Raw genomic sequence first — 17,996 nt, 5'->3', positions numbered from 1 at the left:
ACCGTGCGGGGGCCCTACTCCGCCGGCGTCAACTGCCGGGTCAGACGCACCGCCGCGGTCTCGCGCACGCGGATGCGGGCGCGACGCTTGCGCCACCAGATCACGACGCCGGTGACCGAGAGTGCCGCCACGACCAGCCCCATGATCGAGATCAAAATGCGGCCGAACAGTCCGACGATGCGGCCCGAATGCAGCGGAAATTGTGCTTGGACGAAGATGTCGGCGGCGGTACCGACCCAGGGCAGCCGCTCGCCGATCGGGCGGCCGTCCTCGCTGTCGTAATAAAGCTGCGCCGGGCCGACACCGCCGGCGCCGTGGTCGTCGCCGGGGTGGAAGAACGCGGCGGCATAGACGCCATGGGCCGGGCCGTAATTGACCGAGCCGACCGGGATCGTCCACCCCCGCGCCTTGCCGTCGGCGGCGGCGCGGGCGGCGATGTCGGCGAAAGTCACCTTGGGCTCGATGGGATCGTCGAGATCGCGATAAGGCCGCTGCTCATAGGGCGTCGGCGTGTAGTTCGACACCATCTTCATCAGCGGCGAGAACACCTCGAAATAGAGGTTCAGCGAGAACGCGGTGAAGGCGATGATGAAGAGCACGCCCCAGGTCCAGAGACTGAAGGCGCGGTGGATGTCGAAATTGATCCGGTAGGCGCTGCCGGACGTCTTGATGGTCCAGGCCGGCGCCCAGCGCGCCCAGAAGCCACGCTCGAGCTGGCGCGTGACGGCTGGCGCCCGCGCCGCCTTGGCGCGCCTGCGCGAGGGCAGCGTCAGGTAGAAACCGACAAAGCAATCGATGGTCCAGATGATCGCGATCACGCCGAGCACGCGCATGCCCCAGCGATCGCTGCCCCAGAACTCCGGAATGTGCATCGTGTAGTGCAGCTTGTAGAGAAACGAGACGAAATTCTCCCGCGTGACGGGCCACACCGCGCCCCAATAGCGCCGGCCCAGTTCCGCGCCGGTGTTGGGATCGAGGAAGACCTGATTGTAGTCGAGAGCGAAACGCTTGCCGGTCGCCGGATCGATCCGCGGCATGACGAAGAACCACAGCGAGTGGCCCTCTTCCGGCGTCATGAAGAGGTAGACGACGCGCGCGCGGGGATCGCGCTGCTCGATCGTCTTGGCGAGCTCGATCGATGGGATCGCCGGACCCTTGGTCGAGACGTCGAACAGATGGCTGTTCAGGACGTCGTCGATCTCGTGATCCCAGGAGATGATCGCCCCGGTGATGCCGGAGAAGAACAGGAATCCGGCCGTGAGCAGTCCCGCCCAGCGATGCAGCTTGCCGAATATCGCTCTCATCGTCTTGCACTCTCATCCAGCAGGTCCGGCCCGCCATCGCCGGACCGTCTTCGATTTCACCAGCGATAAGTCAGCTTGCCGATGGCTTTCCGTCCCTCGGCATACATGCAGCCCGAAAGGCCGTAGCACGCCGCGACATAGCGCGTGTCCGCAAGGTTGGTGACGTTCAGCGACAGCCGCCAATTGTCACGGGTATAGGCAAGAAGCGCATCCAGCACTGTGGCCGATCCCACCTTGAAGGTGTTGGCATCATCGCCCCAGGTCGCGCCGACATAGCGAACGCCGCCGCCGAACTGCAAGCCCGCCAGCAGGCCGTTCTGAAGCGTGTAGTCGCTCCACAGCGAGGCGCGGTTGAGCGGCACGGTGACCGGCGCCTTGCCGACATTGACCGGATCTTGCGTGACCATCGCATCGATATAGGCGTAGGCCGCCCGCAGATTCCAGCCGTCGGCGAGCGACATCGAGCCTTCGAGCTCGATACCGCGCGACTTCACCTGCCCGATCTGTTCGTAAAAGGTGGTTGCAGGCACGTACACAGCGACGTTGTCACGCGTCAGGTCGAAGGCGGCGAAGGTGAACAGCGCATTCCAGCCGACCGGTTGATACTTGACGCCCACCTCGTACTGCACGCCGGTCTCGGGATCGAGCATCTGTCCGGAAGGACTGGTCGCGAGCTGCGGCAGAAACGACTCGGAATAGCTGAAATAGGGCGCGATGCCGTTGTCGAAATTGTACATGACGGCAGCGCGGCCGGTGAAGGCCGAGGCGTCCTTCGATGTCGAAGTATCGGCCGGGGGCAGATTGGTGTCGAGCTGCGTCGTCACGAAGTCCTGGCGGCCGCCGAGCTGGAACGACAGCCGGCCGAGCTTGATCTGGTCCTGCGCATAGAGGCCGAGCTGCGACTGCTTGATGCCCTTGTTGTCGTACATGCTGCCGAGGGCCCAGTCGTAACTGTAGACCGGGTTGAAGACGTTGATCTCCGGCGCTGACGTTGTGACGGCAAAGGCCGTATCGCGGAACGTGGTGTTGCGATAGTCGAGCCCGACCAGGGTGTTGTGGCTGAGGATGCCGGTATTGAACTTGCCCTGGAGCTGGTTATCCACCGCAAAGGAGTTGATATAGGAGTTGCTATAGCTGCCGAAACGTCCCAACTGCCCCGCCGCCTCGTCCGTGTATCCGGTGCCGTAGAAGGTCTTTTCCTCGTTGTGCTGATAGGCGTAGCGCAGGTTCTGCCGGAACGTGATGTTGTCGGTGAAATTGTGCGAAAGCTGATAGCCGGCGGTCGCAATCTCGGTGTTGAACGCATTGAAGCCCGGCACGCCCGCGAAGAACGAGACCGGGATGGTGCGGCCGTTGTTCGGCCACACCGTGCCCGAGGCCGGCAGGAACTGAAGGCCCCACCCTGCCCGGTCGCGCTGGTAGTTGGCCAGCAGCGTGATGGTGGTGTCCTCGTTCGGCTTGAAGGTGACGGCGGGCGCGATGAAGACGCGGTTGTCCTTGGTGAAGTCGACCTGGGTCTGGCCGTCGCGGACGACGCCGGTGAGGCGCCACAGCACGGTGCCTTCCTTGTTGGCGGGGCCGCCCATGTCGAACTGGCCCTGATAGCGGTTGAAGCTGCCGCCGGAGATCGAGACCTCGCCGAACTGCTGCGCCGTCGGCAGTTTTGTCACGTAGTTGAGAATGCCGCCGGTGCCGCTGCCGCCATACATCGCCGAGGACGGGCCCTTGAGCACCTCCAGGCGCTCGGCCCCGTAGGGATCGAGGCCATTGAAGTGCACGTAGTTGCTCGAGGGGATCCGCAGGCCGTCGACGTAGAGACCCGACATGGTCGTGTCGAAGCCGCGGATCTGGAGCGCGCCGAAGCGGGTGTCCGAGCCGCCATTGACGTCGCCGCTGACACCGGCGGTATAGCGCAGCGCCTCGCCGATCGAGACCGCGCCCTGATTCCTGACCTGGTCGGTGGTGACGACGGAAACCGACTGCGGAGTTTCGATCAGCGGTGTATCGGTTTTGGTGGCCGTACCGCTCCGCGTGGCGACGAAACCGCGCACCGGACCATTGGCACGTTCGCCCGTCGCGCCGTTCGATGATGCCGACTGGGTCGGCGCGGCGGCCTGCGCAGGCGAGCGACGATTGGCGCGAGAGGTGCGTGTCGCCGCCCTTCGCGACGAAGCAACCGCCGCAGGACGGGCGCGCTGAACCGGCGCGTCGACGGTGACAGCGGGAATCTGGGTCTGCGCCTCCACGGAACCAAAGGGAACCACGAGCGAGAATGTGCTGACCGCCCCGAGCAGCAGCACACGAATCTGTCGACGACGCGCGCATTCACGCGAAGAAAGTTGGTAGTCGGTCACGTCTTTTCGGCCCCACGCACTGCCGGCTTTGCCGGTATCATTTTTGGTGCCCCGCCCTAACTCAGGCGGTTTCGGAGTGCGATAGGAACGAGGTTAGAATCTCTCCAGAGGCGTGCGCGGCGCGTGCGACGAATGCGCTCATGCCGAATTGCCGCGTCCAGTGCCACGCAGCCGTCGTGCTCACACATTTGGAATGCTTCTAGATAGAAACGCTCCCTCATCATTCGGCAATGGCTGGAAACGATCAGCCTGCTACCGCGCGAGAATCGCCAACTACGACGGTCGGCGCTGCCGGGTAACCCGATCGAGCTCGATCCGGCTCTATGATTTGCCGGCGCGGCAACACGATTCGTCGGCAGTGTTGCTCTCTTGTGCCAGCACGCTGCGGCTGTTGCGGTCCGGCGGGATGTCGCCGGCCGCATTGGCGGCGAAAAAGCCGGTCGGCTTCAGCAGGAAGCCGGCATATTCCACCGGCATGATCGGGAAGTCCTCGGGCTTGCAGACATGGGTGTGGCCGAAAGAGTGCCACACCACGATATCGGCATTCTCGATGTTGCGGTCCTTCGCGGCATAACGCGGCAGGCCATCGCCGCCGGCATGGACGTTGGGATAATCGCCGCTTGCGTATTTCTCGGCCGGATCGAATGCTGTCACCCAGACATGCTTGGTGGCGAAGCCGCCGCGCTTGCGCACGTAACTGCCCTCCTGCGCCAGCATCAGCGGGCTCGGATTGACGACGAGCTTGTAGGCCGGAGCATTACCGACCGAGTTGGTCTCATTGGGATTGCTGATCTTCCAGAACCGGCCGGTTTGGCCATTGGCGATCGCCGCCGCGTCATGCTCGCGCGACAAAACCCGCGTCGTGGTGTCGAAGACGTTGCCGTGCGGATTGTCGTCACCCCAGGGCCGCGGCACAAAATCGTGCTCGGTGACGGTGTTGCCGCCGCCGTCGAGATCCATGTGCAGGCGCACGTTGAAGAAGTGCTGGTGCGTCGGTCCGCCCAGATTGTCGTCGACCATGCCGCCCCATTTGTACGTCTCGCCAGATCGCACCGCGGCGGTCTGGATGATGCCGGTCAGCTTGGTCTCCAACTGGATCGTGCCGTCCTGGTAGAGATACCAGTAGAAGCCGTAATCGTAATTGCCGACGGTCGCGAAAAACGAGATCACAAGCCGCCGCGAGCGGCGGACCTCGAACAGGCCGTTGCGGAACTCATAGTGCTTCCAGGCGATCCCATAGTCTTCCTCATGCATGCAGATGACGTTCTGCATGACAAAGGGCTCGCCCTTGCTGTCGGCGGCCGGCACGTCGAAATAGCGGATGTTGCCGAGACAGTCGCAGCCGAGCTCGAGCGCGTTCGCAAGCATGCCGAGGCCATATTCGCCGGCATCGAACGCCGATTTCCAGAAATGGTTCGCGGTCGGATCGGCATAAGGCACCACCATCTCGGTAACGCTGGCGCGATGGATCAGGGAGCGCTTGCGCGCGCCGTCCTGGTAGGCGAGCTGATGCAGCACGAGGCCCTCGCGCGGCGTGAAGCCGATGCGGAAGGTCCATTTCTGCCAGTCGACCTTCCAGCTCTCGACGCGAAAGCTCGCACCCTCCGGCTGCTCGATGTGCAGCGGCTTGATGTCGGCGCGCGGATTGGCCACCTCGTGCGCGCCGTAGTTCCGCTTCTTGCGCGGAATCGGCACAATCGGATCCTCATCGGTGAGGTCGATGACCTTGCCGCCGATCAGGTCAACGACAGCGACCACGCCCTCGATCGGGTGCGCATAGCCGTTGTCCTGCAAGTGCTCGCGAAAATAGCTGACGGCACGCACGATACGGGCGCCGCGCTCGAACTCCTTGTCGAAGAAACCCGACGAGAACGGATCGACCTGGACCAGTTCGATGTCCTTGTCTGAAAGCCCGCGCCGCACCATCGCCGCCCGCCAGCCCGGATCGGCCTTGACCACGGCCTCGCACTTGAAGAATTCCTCCAGCATCACCGGCGGCTGCCCATAGGGCGCCTCGCGGTTCGGGACGACCTTGCGCCCGACGATCTCGCCACGGCCGAGATCGACGATGTGCTCGATGGCCTCGCCCGTGGCGACGTCGAGCGTCAACGCGAAGGCGCGACGCCCTACGCCGCCTGCCGCCAGCTCCTGCTTGGTCGGCTCCTCCAGCCGCACCGCCGGGAATCGGCAGTTCTCCGGCGAGGCCACGGCGGCGCGCACCAGCGTGCAGGCGGCGGTGATCTCCTCGGCCGTCAGCGGATCGAGCGGATGCGGCGCCGCGGTCTCTGCTTGCGATTTGGCTTTGACGGTATCGAGCATGGGGATGTCCGGAAATCAGGCGAGATGCGCGGTGATGGCGCTGAAGGCGGCGAACCAGCGCTGGTCGATCGGCACGTCCATCGCCTTGGGCTGGGTCGCGAGCTTGACGATGACGGTGTCCGAGTCGAGGTCGACATAGAGGTGCTGGCCGTGAATGCCGATCGCGGTGAGCGCGTTGCGCGACGGATCGATCGTGAACCATTTGCTGCGGTAGCGCGCGCCCGGGAAGAACTCGGCGAGGTCGCCGTCGGCCCAGGCTTTGGGATCGCCGTTCTCGCGGATGTCGTCGATCCACCAGCCCGGCACCACCTGCCGCCCCTCGACCACGCCGCGGCAGCGGATCATCTCGCCGAAACGGATGAGGTCACGCGCGGTGACCGAGATGCCGCCGGCGATGCGGCCCATGCCGTGGCTGTCGAGCGTGAGCGAGCCGTCGTCCTCCGCGCCCAGGGGCTGCCAGAGATAGTCAGAGAGGATGCGGTGGTAGGGCATGCCGCAGGCACGCTCATAGACCCAGCCGAGCACCTCGGTATTGGGCGAGACGTAATGGAACACCTTGCCGTGCGGCTCGCCGGTGCCGCGCAAGGTTGCGAGATAGGCGCGCTGGTGGCCTGCCTCGACGCCCGGCGGCGGCACGTCCCAGCCCGAAGAGAACCGATAGCGCGCAACGTCGCCGGCGGGGTCCTCGTAATCCTCCTCGAACTTGATGGCGACGGTCATGTCGAGCAGGTTGCGGACGGTGCAGCCGGCGTAGACCGAAGTCTCCAGCTCCGGCACGTAGCGCATCACCCTCGCCTCGGGATCGAGCAGCCCGCGCGCGGCCAGCACGCCGCCGAGCGTGCCGGCGATCGCCTTGCTGATCGAGCAGATCAGATGCGGCGTGGTCACGCTCATGCCATCGCCGTACCATTCGTGGATCAGCGTGCCCCGGTGCATGACGAGGAGCGTATCGGCAAACGTCTCGCGGAGCGTGGCTTCGATCGTGGTCTCTTTGCCATCAGGCGCGGTGAAAGCGAGTTTTGCCAGTTCGCGCGGCGCGCTTCGTATCTGCGTCGGCTGCGCCGAGCGGCGGATCTCTGCGGTCGGCAGCACTTCACGGGTGTGGGTAAAGCCCCAGCGGATCGCGGGAAAGCTGCGCCAATTGGCGCGCGTCACCTGCGCCTCGGGCGCGGGCGGGCTGCCGCGCATGATCTCGGTCGGTCGCATCTCGATCCCTCCGCAAAGTGCTGTCCCGGCCGCGATGTCGGAACGGCAGGACCGAAGCCTGCACCGCGGCGCCATCGGGCGTTATCGAGATCCGGCAATATTTTGCTGGACAGCGCCTATGGCCGTGCCAGTCTGGCGTGGTTCTTGCCCGCTGTCGGGTGGTGAATTTCGACGTGTCGTCATGCCCTTAGGCGCAACTCTTCCGACTCTGGACTCGGCTGTCGGCCTGTTTCAGGCCAGCAGTACCGATGTCGACGAGCATTGCGCTTCGCTCGGTCGCTGGCGGCTCAGCTACGACCAGATCAGCGCCGGAGCCTTCAGGGGCAGCTTCACCCAACTCTCCTTGCCCCAGCTTGACGTCTTCCGCGAGATCACCAGCCAGCAGGTCCGCCAATACGGCCAGCTGGGGGCCGACAGCTTCGGCATCGGTCTGCCCTGGCACGGTGACGGCGAGGTCAATTGCAACGGCGCCAGCGTTGCAGGCGCCCAGGTCATCGCCTGCATCGACGCCGAGGTCGATATGTGCACGCCGAAATCATTCGAGCTGCGCGGTGTTGTCGCCAGCGCGGCGCTGATCGAGGAGCTTGCCGCCCGGCTCGATATCGAGCTGCCGCGCGCGGTCTGGCACCAGTTGCGGGTGATCGAGATGGCGCAGGCACCGGTCGCGCGATTGCGCGCTCACCTTGCCGCGATCCACGAGACCATCTCGACTGCCCCCGAACGGTTCGACGATCCGGCCGTCGGGCAGGCGCTGGAAGACGCCCTTCTCGTCGAGATCATGGACATGCTGCCGACCGCACGCCCCAGCGATCCCGGCCGCAGCGCCGCGGCGCGCAAGCGCACCGTCGATCGTGCGCGGGCGCTGATGCATGGCAGCGGCGATCGCTCGCTCTCGCTGCTGGAGGTCTGCAAGGCGGTCGGCGCCAGCCCGCGCAAGCTCGGCTATTGCTTCCAGGAGGTGTTGGGCACGAGCCCGATGCACTACTGGCGCGCGATGCGGCTGAACCGCGTGCGGCGCGATCTCAAGCGCGCCGGCGGCACCGATGCCTCCGTCTACGACGTCGCCGTGCAGCACGGCTTCTGGCACTTCAGCCAGTTCTCGCTCGACTACAAGCGCCACTTCTCCGAGCTGCCCTCGCAGACGTTGCGTCGCGCCAGGTGTACCTGATCCGGCTCAGCGATGCCGCAGCCGGCGGTTGACCCGGCGCGCCAGATAATCGCCGGCGCTCTGGACGAGCTGCACCAGTGCGATCAGCACGACGACGACTGCCAGCATCATCTCCGGCATGAAGCGCTGATAGCCGTAGCGGATGCCGAGATCACCCAAGCCACCGCCACCGACCGCGCCGACCATCGCGGAGTAGCCGAGCAGACTGACCACCGCGAGCGTCAGTGCCAGCAGAAGTCCCGGCAGTGCCTCGGGGATCAGCACCTTGAACACGATCTGCATGGGCGACGCGCCGAACGAGGACGCCGTCTCGATCAGGCCGCCATCGACCTCGCGGATGGCACCTTCGACCAGACGCGCGATGAACGGCGCCGACGCGATCGTCAGCGGCACGATTGCGGCGGTCGATCCGATCGAGGTGCCGGCAACGAGACGTGTAAACGGGATGATGGCGACGACGAGGATGATGAAGGGCGTGGACCGCGTCGCATTGACGACGATGCCGAGGATGCGATTGACGATGGGAGCCGCGAACAGCTCCCCTTTCCGGCTGGTTGCGAGGAAAACGCCGAGCGGAAGGCCGAAGGCGGTGCCGAGCAGCGCCGCGATGCCGACCATGTACAGGCTCTCGAAGGTGGCCTGGACGATCAGGTTGATGAGTTCAGGCGACATAGCCGAGATGCTCCGCCGGGAATTGATGTTGAGAGAGAAAGGCGAGCGTGCGCGCCGTCGCGTCCTCGCCGCCAGAAATACCGAGAGGAATGCCGAGAACGAGCGAGCCGACATGCTGACCGCCGATCTCGTCGATGCGTGCCGCCAGCAGCGACACGTCGAGGCCGAGCTCGCGGGCGAGCCGCGCGACCAGGGTGTCGCCGGCCCCTGCCCCGCGCACCCCGAGGCGGATCACAGCCTGCCCGCCGGCGGACGGCTCCGCCACGATCCGGCTCGCCAGCGAGACCGGCAGGCTGTCGCCGGTCACCTCCGCCAGGAAGGATTGCGTGATCGGATGCTTGGGGTGGGTGAAGATGTCCGCGACATGGCCGCTTTCGACCACATGGCCGGCGTCGAGCACCACGACGTCCCGGGCGAGCTGGCGCACCACGGACATTTCGTGGGTGATCAATACGATGGTCACCCCGAGCTCGCGGTTGATGTTCGCGAGCAGATCGAGGATCGCGCGCGTGGTCTGCGGATCGAGCGCGGAGGTCGCCTCGTCCGACAGCAGCACGTTCGGCCGCGTGGCGAGGGCTCGCGCGATGCCGACGCGCTGCTTCTGGCCGCCGGAAAGTTCTGACGGATAGCGGTCGTGCTTGTCGGCGATGCCGACAAGCGCGAGCAGCTCGGCAACGCGGGCCCTGATGTCGGCCTTGGACCAGCCGGCGATCTCGAGCGGCAACGCGATGTTGTCGGCCGCCGTGCGCGACGACAGCAGGTTGAAATGCTGGAAGATCATGCCGATCGAGCGCTGCGCCAGCCGCAGCTCGCGGCCCGCCAGCGCCGAGATATCGCGGCCGTCGACGATCACGCGTCCCGTGGTCGGCTTCTCCAAGCCGTTGATGAGCCGCACCAGGCTCGACTTGCCGGCGCCGGAGCGGCCGATCACGCCGGTGATGGAACCGCGCGGGATCGCGAAGTCGATGTCTTGCAGCGCATTGACGCCGGGCTTGCCGCGATAGGCCGGATAGGTCTTCGAGATGCCGGCGAAACGGACCATCGCGTCCGGCTCAGCTGCGGCAGGTGAAATCGCTTCACACCTCTCGATCGGCTGTCCGACCGCGAGCGATTGGTGGGCATTCATGGAAGCGGCCTTCATGCACAATAGTTCGCTTGCCCGCCTGCCCTTGGGGCGTACGGGAACCGGGTCGCGTCGAGCGACGGGGGTGAAATCGCGGTGAGGGTTCGCGAGGAACGCGCTGCACCGCAGCACGCACCATCGCCCTTTCAGGACTGTGTTGCAATGTCAGATATTTGGAAGGAGTTGGACGAAGTTTTCCCAAACTCTCCCCGAAGAAGAATATTCCTCCACCGGGGCTATCAGCGCCCCACCCGGCTCATCCCATCTGCAACCAGGGCAGCACGATCAGCAGGAGCCCGGCGAAATAGAGCAGCCCGAAGATCAGGCCAAAACCCCAGAATTGGCCCTTTCCGATATAGCCGCTGCCGAAATACATCGGCGCCGGTCCGGTCGCGTAAGGCGAGATCACGCCCATCAGGCCGAGCGAGTACATGCAGAGCATCGCGAGTGTCGTGACCGGCAGATCGGGGATGCCCGATCCGACCGCGAGCACGACGGGCAGCACGGCGGCGGCATGCGAGGTGATGCTCGAGAAGAAATAGTGGATCCAGAAGAACAGCGCGACCAGCAGCAGCATCGCGGTCGACGGCGACAGCCCGGCAAGCGGTTTTGCGTATTCGGTCGCGAACCATTTGATGAAGCCGATCTCGTTGAGGCCGGAGGCCAGCGTCAGCAGCGATGTGAAATAGAAGAACACCTCCCAGGCGCTCTTCTCGCTGACGATGTCGGCAAACTCGATCACGCCGGTCACCAGCATCAGGGAGATCACGATGAACACGACGGTGGTGGCATTGACGAAGTTCGAGCCGAGCACGGGAATGTGGATGTCCGGGCTGGAGCCCGCGATCCACAGGAACATCGCGAGCACGATCAAGCCGAGCATGATCCACTCGTTGCGCGACATCGGGCCCATGGCGCCGAGCTCTTTCGCGGCCCATTCGGAAATCTCAGGGCTGCTTTTCACCTCCGGCCGGCACACCAGATAGCTGAGCAGCGGCACTAGCACCATCAGCAGGATGCCGAGCGGCGCGAAGCCGAGAAACCACTGGCCCCAGCTGACCTCGACCCCGGCGGTCTTCTTGGCGATCGCCAGCGCCGCGGCGTTGGGCGCAAGCGCGGTGAAGAACAGCGAGCTCGTGACGGCGGTCGCGGCAAAGGCGGTCCACATCACGTAAGTGCCGATCCTGCCGGCGGTCGGCCCCGGCTCGGAGCCATAGATGCGCGGGATGTTGCTGATGATCGGATAGACGATGCCGCCGCTGCGCGCGGTGTTCGACGGCGTCGCCGGCGCGAGCAGGAAGTCGGACATCGCCACGGCATAGCCAAGGCCGAGCGTGTTGCGGCCAAGGCGCTGCACCAGCACCAACGCAATGCGCCGGCCAAGCTGGCTCTTGCGATAGCCAATCGAGAACACGAAGGCGCCGACGATGAGCCAGACCGTGCTCTCGGCAAAGCCCGCCAGCATCCAGCGCAGCGACTTGGTCGGATCGGGGTCGATATAGCCGGCAACGCCCGCGACCGTGAGACCGATGAAGCCGACTGCGCCCACCGGCATCGATTCCAGGATGAGCCCGGTGATGACGGCCGCAAACACGGCGAAATAGTGCCACTGATTGACATTGAGCCCTGCAGGCACCGGCCACAGATAGATCACCAGCCACACCGCGAGCGGCGCGACCAGTTTCCAGCGAAAGCCTTTCGCCTCCGGCGCCTGTGAGCTAGCAGTCATGGACCTCCCCTCGATCGTCGTTGCCTGTGCGGCCCGTGCGCGCAGCCTGCTCTTGTCCCTGCGCCGCGTATAGGGACTGCCGGTTGTGCGATCAATGGCCGGGCATAGATCTAGCGCCCCTTGAAGCGCGGCTTGCGGCGGCCCAGGAACGCCTCGACGCCCTCCTTGTGATCTTCGCTGAAGCTGGCGAGCGCGAACTGGTCGACGTCCATGTGGCTGGTGAGATCGTCCAGCGCATGCGCAAGCCGGTTGACGGTGAGTTTCGTCATCGCGACCGAGAGCGGCGGCTGCGCGGCGACCTTCCGGGCGAGATCCATGGCGGCCTCGAAGGCATGGCCGGGATCGACCACCTGCTCCACCAGGCGCCATTCATGGGCCTCATCCGCCGAGATGCGCTCATCAGCCAGGATCACCGCCTGCTTGGTGCGGGCGGGCCCCATCAGATGCAGCATGCGCGGGATGCTCTGCCAGCTCATGTTCATGCCGAGCCCGATTTCCGGCACGCGCAGATGTGCATCGCGGCCCATGACGCGGAAGTCGAGCGCGACGGCGAGGGCCACACCGCCGCCGACACAAAAACCCTCGATCGCCGCGATCGTGATCTGCTCCATCTCCTGCCAGGCGTGCGTCAGACGCGGCCCGAGCTTGAGGTGCCGCCGCAGCGTGCCGAGGTCCATCTCCTTGCGCGAGCGCCCCTCGGCGTCCTTGAGGTCGAAGCCGGCGCTGAACGCGCCCGAGCTGCCGGTCAATACGACGACCGACGTCGCGGCATCGTCCTCGAAGCTGCGCGCCGCCGCGGTCAGCTGTCGCAATGCCTCGGGTGACAGTGCATTGATGCCGTCGCCCCGATCGAAACGCACCACCGCAATCCGCCCCTCGGGCCCGAGGCCCCTTTCGATCTTCACGTAATCCGTCACCAAGGTCTCCCCGTCTGCTCTGCCGCGATGCTAGCCTACATCTGGCCTCACGAATATGGGACCCGGATGCGCCGCAGCGGATACTCGACAGGCCTGGGCCATTGCGCCTATCTTCGACGTCATGAGCCACGATCACGACCATCACCACCACCACGATCACGACCATTCCGAGCTGTCGGAGACCGAGCTGCGCGTGCGCGCGCTCGAGACGATCCTGACCGAAAAAGGCTATGTCGAGCCGGCCGCGCTCGACGCCATCATCCAGGCCTACGAGACCAAGATCGGCCCGCACAACGGCGCACGCGTCGTCGCCAAGGCCTGGACCGATCCGGCGTTCAAAAAAGCGCTGCTGGAGGACGGCTCCAAGGCGATCGGCACGCTCGGCCATGTCAGCCGCGTCGGCGATCATCTCGTCGTGGTCGAGAACACGCCCGCGCGTCACAACATGGTCGTGTGCACGCTTTGCTCCTGCTACCCCTGGGAAATGCTGGGCCTCCCGCCGGTCTGGTACAAGGCGGCGCCCTACCGCTCCCGCGCGGTGAAGGATCCGCGTGGCGTGCTCGCCGATTTCGACGTCACCCTGCCGAAGGACATCGAGATCCGGGTGTGGGATTCCACCGCCGAGACGCGCTTCCTGGTGCTGCCGATGCGCCCCGCGGGCACGGAGGGCTGGAGCGAGGAGCAGCTCGCCGAGCTCGTCACGCGCGATTCCATGATCGGCACCGGCTTTCCCAAGACGCCGGGAGCGCCGTCATGAACGGCGTGCACGACATGGGCGGCATGGACGGTTTCGGCAAGGTCGAGCCGGAGCCGAACGAGCCGATGTTCCACGAGGAGTGGGAGTCCCGCGTGCTGGCGATGGTGCGCGCGATGGGCGCGGCCGGCGCCTTCAACATCGACACCTCGCGCTTCTATCGCGAGACGCTGCCACCGCACGTGTATCTGTCGAGCTCCTATTACAAAAAATGGTTTCTCGGGCTCGAAGAGATGCTGATCGAGAAAGACTACCTCACAAGAGAGGAGGTCGCCGCCGGCCACGCGATGCAGCCGGCAAAGGCGCTCAAGCACGGCAGGTTCGACCTCGCCAATGTCGAGCGCGTGATGGTGCGCGGCAAGTTCGCCCGCCCTGCCCCGGCGCCGGCAAAATTCAACATCGGCGATCGCGTGCGCGCCAAGAACATCCATCCGGCCACGCACACGCGGCTGCCGCGCTATGTGCGCGGCCATGTCGGCGTGGTCGAGTTGAACCATGGCTGCCACGTGTTTCCGGATTCGGCGGCGATGGAGCTCGGCGAGAACCCGCAATGGCTTTACACGGTGGTGTTTGAGGGCCGCGATCTCTGGGGCGAGGATGGTGATCCCACCTTGAAGGTCTCGATCGACGCGTTCGAGCCCTATCTGGATCCGGCGCAATGAGTGGTACCGCTGCTGCCGCAGCCACCGCGGCCATACCCAGCATTCCGCGCGATGACGACGGTCCGGTGTTCCGCGCGCCCTGGGAGGCGCATGCGTTTGCGATGGCCTTGAGCCTGCACGAGCGCGGCGTGTTCACCTGGCCGGAATGGGCAGCCAGCCTGGCCGACGAGATCAAGCGCGCGCAGGCCGCCGGCGATCCTGATACGGGCGAGACCTACTATCTGCACTGGCTCGCCACGCTGGAGGGTCTGGTCGCACGCAAGGGTGTCGCCTCGACGGAGACGCTGCATCGCTACCGCGATGCCTGGGACCACGCGGCGGATAGGACGCCACACGGCAAGCCAATTGAGCTTAAGCCGGAGGATTTTGCGGGGTAGTCAATTGGCGCAATGTTCTGTGGGCGCTGCTGCTCCATCCAGCACTGTCATCACCCGCGAAGGCGGGTGATCCAGTATTCCAGAGACGCTGGAGGGATACGGAGAAGCCGCAGCGTACTGGATTCCCCGCCTTCGCGGGGAATGACAGCGGAGATCGGAGCGCTATTTGCGCCCCGCCACAAACTCCCGCCAGCCCTTCGCCCGCAGGCTGCATGCCGGGCATTCCCCGCACCCATAACCCCACTCATGCTGCGCGCCGCGTTCACCGAGATAGCAGGTGTGGGAGTGCTCGCGGATGAGATCGACCAGCCCCTCGCCGCCGAGATCTTGTGCGAGCTGCCAGGTCGCGGCCTTGTCGATCCACATCAAGGGCGTATGCAGCTCGAATGGTCTGGCCATACCGAGCGAGAGCGCGGCCTGCATGGCGCGGATAGTGTCGTCGCGGCAATCGGGATAGCCGGAATAATCGGTCTCGCACATGCCCCCAACGATGTGCGTGATGCCGCGCCGATAGGCCAGCGCGGCGGCGAAGGTCAGGAACACGAGGTTGCGGCCCGGCACGAAGGTGTTGGGCAGACCGTCGGCGCCCATCGCTATCGCGACGTCGCGTGTCAGCGCCGTCTCGGAGACGGCCGCAAGCGTCGGGATCGACAGCGTGTGGCTCTGGCCGAGCTTCGTGGCCCAATCCGCGCGCAGCCCCTTGAGGCCGTCGAACAGCCGCTCACGGCAGGCCAGCTCAATGGCATGGCGCTGGCCGTAGTCGAACCCCAGAGTCTCCACGCGCGAGAAGCGGCTGAGCGCCCAGGCGAGGCAGGTCGTGGAATCCTGGCCGCCGGAGAACAGCACCAGCGCGGTTTGTGATGAAAATGCGTCACTCATGGCCCGCGCTTTAGCACTGCAGACGCGGCCCGCCAATCGGTGGAAATCGGCCTGTTCCGCCCCGCCGCGCTGGGAACGGCGGGCCGCTTTTGGCATAAGGTTTTGGAGCCAGGAGAGTGCCCCGCAATGACCCCTTCCCGCGACATTTCCCGCCTGATCGAGATCATGGCGGCGCTGCGCACGCCGGTGACCGGCTGCCCCTGGGACCTCGAGCAGGATTTTGCGACGATCGCGCCCTACACGATCGAGGAGGCCTATGAGGTGGTCGACGCCATCACGCGGGGCGATCTCGACGATCTCCGCGAGGAGCTCGGCGACCTCCTGCTCCAGGTGGTGTTCCACGCCCAGATGGCCTCGGAGCAGGACGCCTTTGCTTTCGGAGATGTGGTCGAGGCCATCACCCGGAAAATGATCCGGCGCCATCCCCACGTCTTCGCTGACAAGGACGGCAATCTCGCCTCCTCCCACGTCAAGGAAGTCTGGGACCGCATCAAGGCCGAGGAGAAGGCCGAGCGCGCCGCGCGCCGGCCGCCGGAGCAGGTGCCGACGCACAAATCGCTGCTGTCAGGCGTGAAGGCCGGCCAGCCCGCGCTGACGCGCGCCATGGAGCTGCAGCGCAAGGCCTCGACCGTCGGCTTCGACTGGAACGACCCGCGCGCGGTGCTGCAAAAGATCCGCGAGGAAGCCGACGAGATCGAGGCTGCGCTCGACCGCGACGACAAGCAGGAGATTGCGGAAGAGACCGGCGACCTGATGTTCGCCCTCGTCAACCTCGCCCGCCATGTCGACGCCGATCCGGAGGCCGCCTTGCGTGCGACCAACGCAAAGTTCGAGCGGCGCTTTGCCTATATCGAGCGCGCGCTGGAAGCGCAGGACCGTACGCTGGAGCAGGCCTCGCTGGCGGAGATGGACGCGCTGTGGAATGCGGCGAAGGGTGATGAGCAATCGGCGCAGGAACGGCGCAAGGAAGCGAGCCGCTAATTCTGCTGTCGTCTTGGCGAAGGACAATTCGTAGGGTGGGCAAAGGCGCGCACTTCGCGCGCCGTGCCCACGCCTTTCAACAACGGGCAAATGGTGGGCACGGCACTCACGCGCCTTTGCCCACCCTACGAGCGCTGCGTTTGTCCGAGACGACAGCTGTTACGCAGGAAGGCGCGGCACCGCATCAAACCGCGACACCACGATGTCCCGCTTGGTCTCGTCCACCCGCACGGTCATATCAAAACGGCCGTCGTGCAGCTCTTTCGCCAGCACCTCGGCATTGCGGTGCAGCCAGCTGATGCCGGCGCCGTCGGCGGCGTCGATCGAGAGATCGAGCGTGGTGCGCTTGGCCGCCAGCCGCTGCTCGATCGCGGCGAGCAGCGCGTCGACGCCCTCGCCCGACACGGCGGAGACGAGCATCGCCGGATGATCCTCCGGCCTGCGTGCGGCGATGTTCAGGAGCTCTTCGCGCTGCTCGGCATCGTAGCGGTCGATCTTGTTCCAGACCTCGATGATGCGGCCGGAATCATCGGGGTTGATGCCGAGCTGGCGCAGCACGGCATCGACGTCGCTCTGCTGCGCCTCGGCATCCTCATGCGAGATATCGCGCACATGCAGGATGACGTCGGCCTCCAGCACCTCCTCCAGCGTGGCGCGGAAGGCGGCGACGAGCTGGGTCGGCAGGTTGGAGATGAAACCGACGGTGTCCGACAGCATCGCCTTGCCGCCATGCGGCAGGTTGAGTGCGCGCAGCGTGGGGTCGAGGGTTGCGAACAGCATGTCGGCGGCCTGCACGTCGGCACGCGTCAGGCGGTTGAACAGCGTCGACTTGCCGGCATTGGTGTAGCCGACCAGCGCGACGACGCGATATGGCACGCGCTGGCGGCCGGCGCGATGCAGCCGCCGCGTCGCCTGCACCTTCTTCAGCTCGCCCTCGAGCTTGGAGATGCGCTCCTGGATCAGGCGGCGGTCGGCTTCGATCTGGGTCTCGCCGGGACCGCCCATGAAGCCGAAGCCGCCGCGCTGGCGCTCCAGATGGGTCCATGAGCGCACCAGGCGCGAGCGCTGGTAGTTGAGATGCGCGAGCTCGACCTGGAGCGAGCCTTCCTTGGTCTTGGCGCGGCGTCCGAAGATTTCCAGGATGAGACCGGTGCGATCGAGCACCTTGGCGTGCAGTTCCTTTTCGAGGTTGCGCTGCTGGATCGGTGCCAGCGCGCAGTCCATCACCACGAGCTCGACGTCGAGGCTCTTGGCCAGCGCCGCGATCTCTTCGACCTTGCCCTTGCCGATATAGGTCGCGGGGCGGATCTGGCTGATGGGCGCGACGATGGCGTCGGCAATGACGAGATCAATCGCACGCGCGAGGCCGGCGGCTTCATCGAGCCGGGCCTCGGCGTTGCGCTGGATATGAGTCTCCGATTGCGCGTCGGCACCGCCTGCGCGCACCCGCAAATAGGGACCGATGACAAGCACCCGCCCCGTCTGCTTAGCCCCTGCCGACCGCGGACGGTCGGCATCCCCGTCGAAATTCCGGGGGTCCAATCAGATCAC

General features: G+C 65.5%; 15 protein-coding genes. 5 read left to right on the top strand and 10 right to left on the bottom strand.

The genetic code is table 11. From position 1 onward, the window contains the following. Positions 1 to 14 precede the first annotated feature (14 nt). The 4 genes from fsrB to GGD66_RS03840 form a co-directional block, all read right to left on the bottom strand. Positions 15 to 1,304, bottom strand: coding sequence for a siderophore utilization protein FsrB (gene fsrB / locus GGD66_RS03855; protein WP_183256913.1), 1,290 nt, complete (start codon positions 1,302 to 1,304; stop codon positions 15 to 17). Between the two features lie 56 nt (positions 1,305 to 1,360). After that, positions 1,361 to 3,355, bottom strand: a complete 1,995-nt coding sequence (locus GGD66_RS03850) for a TonB-dependent siderophore receptor (protein WP_183257144.1) — start codon at positions 3,353 to 3,355, stop codon at positions 1,361 to 1,363. A 624-nt stretch (positions 3,356 to 3,979) separates the two neighbouring features. Next, on the bottom strand, positions 3,980 to 5,977 hold the full coding sequence (locus GGD66_RS03845; RefSeq protein WP_183256912.1) for a primary-amine oxidase: 1,998 nt from the start codon (positions 5,975 to 5,977) through the stop codon (positions 3,980 to 3,982). 15 nt (positions 5,978 to 5,992) lie between these two features. Continuing rightward, positions 5,993 to 7,183: a serine hydrolase gene (locus tag GGD66_RS03840; protein WP_183256911.1), complete on the bottom strand. Its 1,191-nt coding sequence runs from the start codon at positions 7,181 to 7,183 to the stop codon at positions 5,993 to 5,995. A gap of 181 nt (positions 7,184 to 7,364) precedes the next feature. Between GGD66_RS03840 and GGD66_RS03835 the strand changes: the two genes are divergently transcribed. Beyond that, positions 7,365 to 8,351 carry a helix-turn-helix domain-containing protein gene (locus tag GGD66_RS03835; RefSeq protein ID WP_183256910.1) on the top strand — a complete coding sequence of 329 codons (987 nt, stop codon included), beginning with the start codon at positions 7,365 to 7,367 and terminating at the stop codon, positions 8,349 to 8,351. A gap of 6 nt (positions 8,352 to 8,357) precedes the next feature. Here the strand turns inward: GGD66_RS03835 and GGD66_RS03830 are convergent, their stop codons facing one another. The 4 genes from GGD66_RS03830 to GGD66_RS03815 all read right to left on the bottom strand — a co-directional run bounded on the left by GGD66_RS03830 (position 8,358) and on the right by GGD66_RS03815 (position 12,792). Continuing rightward, positions 8,358 to 9,023, bottom strand: coding sequence for a methionine ABC transporter permease (locus GGD66_RS03830; RefSeq protein ID WP_183256909.1), 666 nt, complete (start codon positions 9,021 to 9,023; stop codon positions 8,358 to 8,360). Then, complete coding sequence (locus GGD66_RS03825) at positions 9,013 to 10,164, bottom strand: methionine ABC transporter ATP-binding protein (protein ID WP_183256908.1); 1,152 nt, start codon at positions 10,162 to 10,164, stop codon at positions 9,013 to 9,015. Before GGD66_RS03825 ends, GGD66_RS03830 begins: the two co-directional genes overlap by 11 nt. 238 nt (positions 10,165 to 10,402) lie before the next feature. Further along, on the bottom strand, positions 10,403 to 11,875 hold the full coding sequence (locus tag GGD66_RS03820; RefSeq protein WP_018320451.1) for a DASS family sodium-coupled anion symporter: 1,473 nt from the start codon (positions 11,873 to 11,875) through the stop codon (positions 10,403 to 10,405). 110 nt (positions 11,876 to 11,985) lie between these two features. Beyond that, complete coding sequence (locus tag GGD66_RS03815; RefSeq protein WP_183256907.1) at positions 11,986 to 12,792, bottom strand: enoyl-CoA hydratase/isomerase family protein; 807 nt, start codon at positions 12,790 to 12,792, stop codon at positions 11,986 to 11,988. A gap of 121 nt (positions 12,793 to 12,913) precedes the next feature. On the opposite strand from GGD66_RS03815, the gene nthA reads away from it, so the two are divergent. The 3 genes from nthA to GGD66_RS03800 are packed head-to-tail and all read left to right on the top strand — an operon-like array spanning position 12,914 to position 14,585. Then, a complete protein-coding gene (nthA, locus tag GGD66_RS03810; protein ID WP_018320449.1) occupies positions 12,914 to 13,549 on the top strand; it encodes a nitrile hydratase subunit alpha in 636 nt (211 codons plus the stop codon). After that, complete coding sequence (gene nthB, locus GGD66_RS03805; RefSeq protein ID WP_183256906.1) at positions 13,546 to 14,208, top strand: nitrile hydratase subunit beta; 663 nt, start codon at positions 13,546 to 13,548, stop codon at positions 14,206 to 14,208. The genes nthA and nthB overlap by 4 nt, the downstream gene beginning before the upstream one ends. Next, positions 14,205 to 14,585 carry a nitrile hydratase accessory protein gene (locus GGD66_RS03800; protein ID WP_092258233.1) on the top strand — a complete coding sequence of 127 codons (381 nt, stop codon included), beginning with the start codon at positions 14,205 to 14,207 and terminating at the stop codon, positions 14,583 to 14,585. Before nthB ends, GGD66_RS03800 begins: the two co-directional genes overlap by 4 nt. Positions 14,586 to 14,747: 162 nt before the next feature. Here GGD66_RS03800 and queC read toward each other — a convergent pair whose 3' ends face one another. After that, positions 14,748 to 15,464: a 7-cyano-7-deazaguanine synthase QueC gene (gene queC, locus GGD66_RS03795; RefSeq protein WP_183256905.1), complete on the bottom strand. Its 717-nt coding sequence runs from the start codon at positions 15,462 to 15,464 to the stop codon at positions 14,748 to 14,750. Between the two features lie 126 nt (positions 15,465 to 15,590). Here queC and mazG point away from each other — a divergent pair, with 126 nt between their 5' ends. Next, a complete protein-coding gene (gene mazG / locus GGD66_RS03790) occupies positions 15,591 to 16,445 on the top strand; it encodes a nucleoside triphosphate pyrophosphohydrolase (protein ID WP_183256904.1) in 855 nt (284 codons plus the stop codon). Positions 16,446 to 16,604: 159 nt separating this feature from the next. Here the strand turns inward: mazG and hflX are convergent, their stop codons facing one another. Beyond that, positions 16,605 to 17,987, bottom strand: a complete 1,383-nt coding sequence (gene hflX, locus GGD66_RS03785) for a GTPase HflX (protein WP_183256903.1) — start codon at positions 17,985 to 17,987, stop codon at positions 16,605 to 16,607. Positions 17,988 to 17,996 lie beyond the last annotated feature (9 nt).

Origin of the sequence: Bradyrhizobium sp. CIR48, assembly GCF_014198315.1 — a bacterium.
Taxonomy (GTDB): Bacteria; Pseudomonadota; Alphaproteobacteria; order Rhizobiales; family Xanthobacteraceae; genus Bradyrhizobium.
Note: the sequence above shows the minus strand (reverse complement) of the source record. Positions and strands in the feature narration are given on the sequence as shown.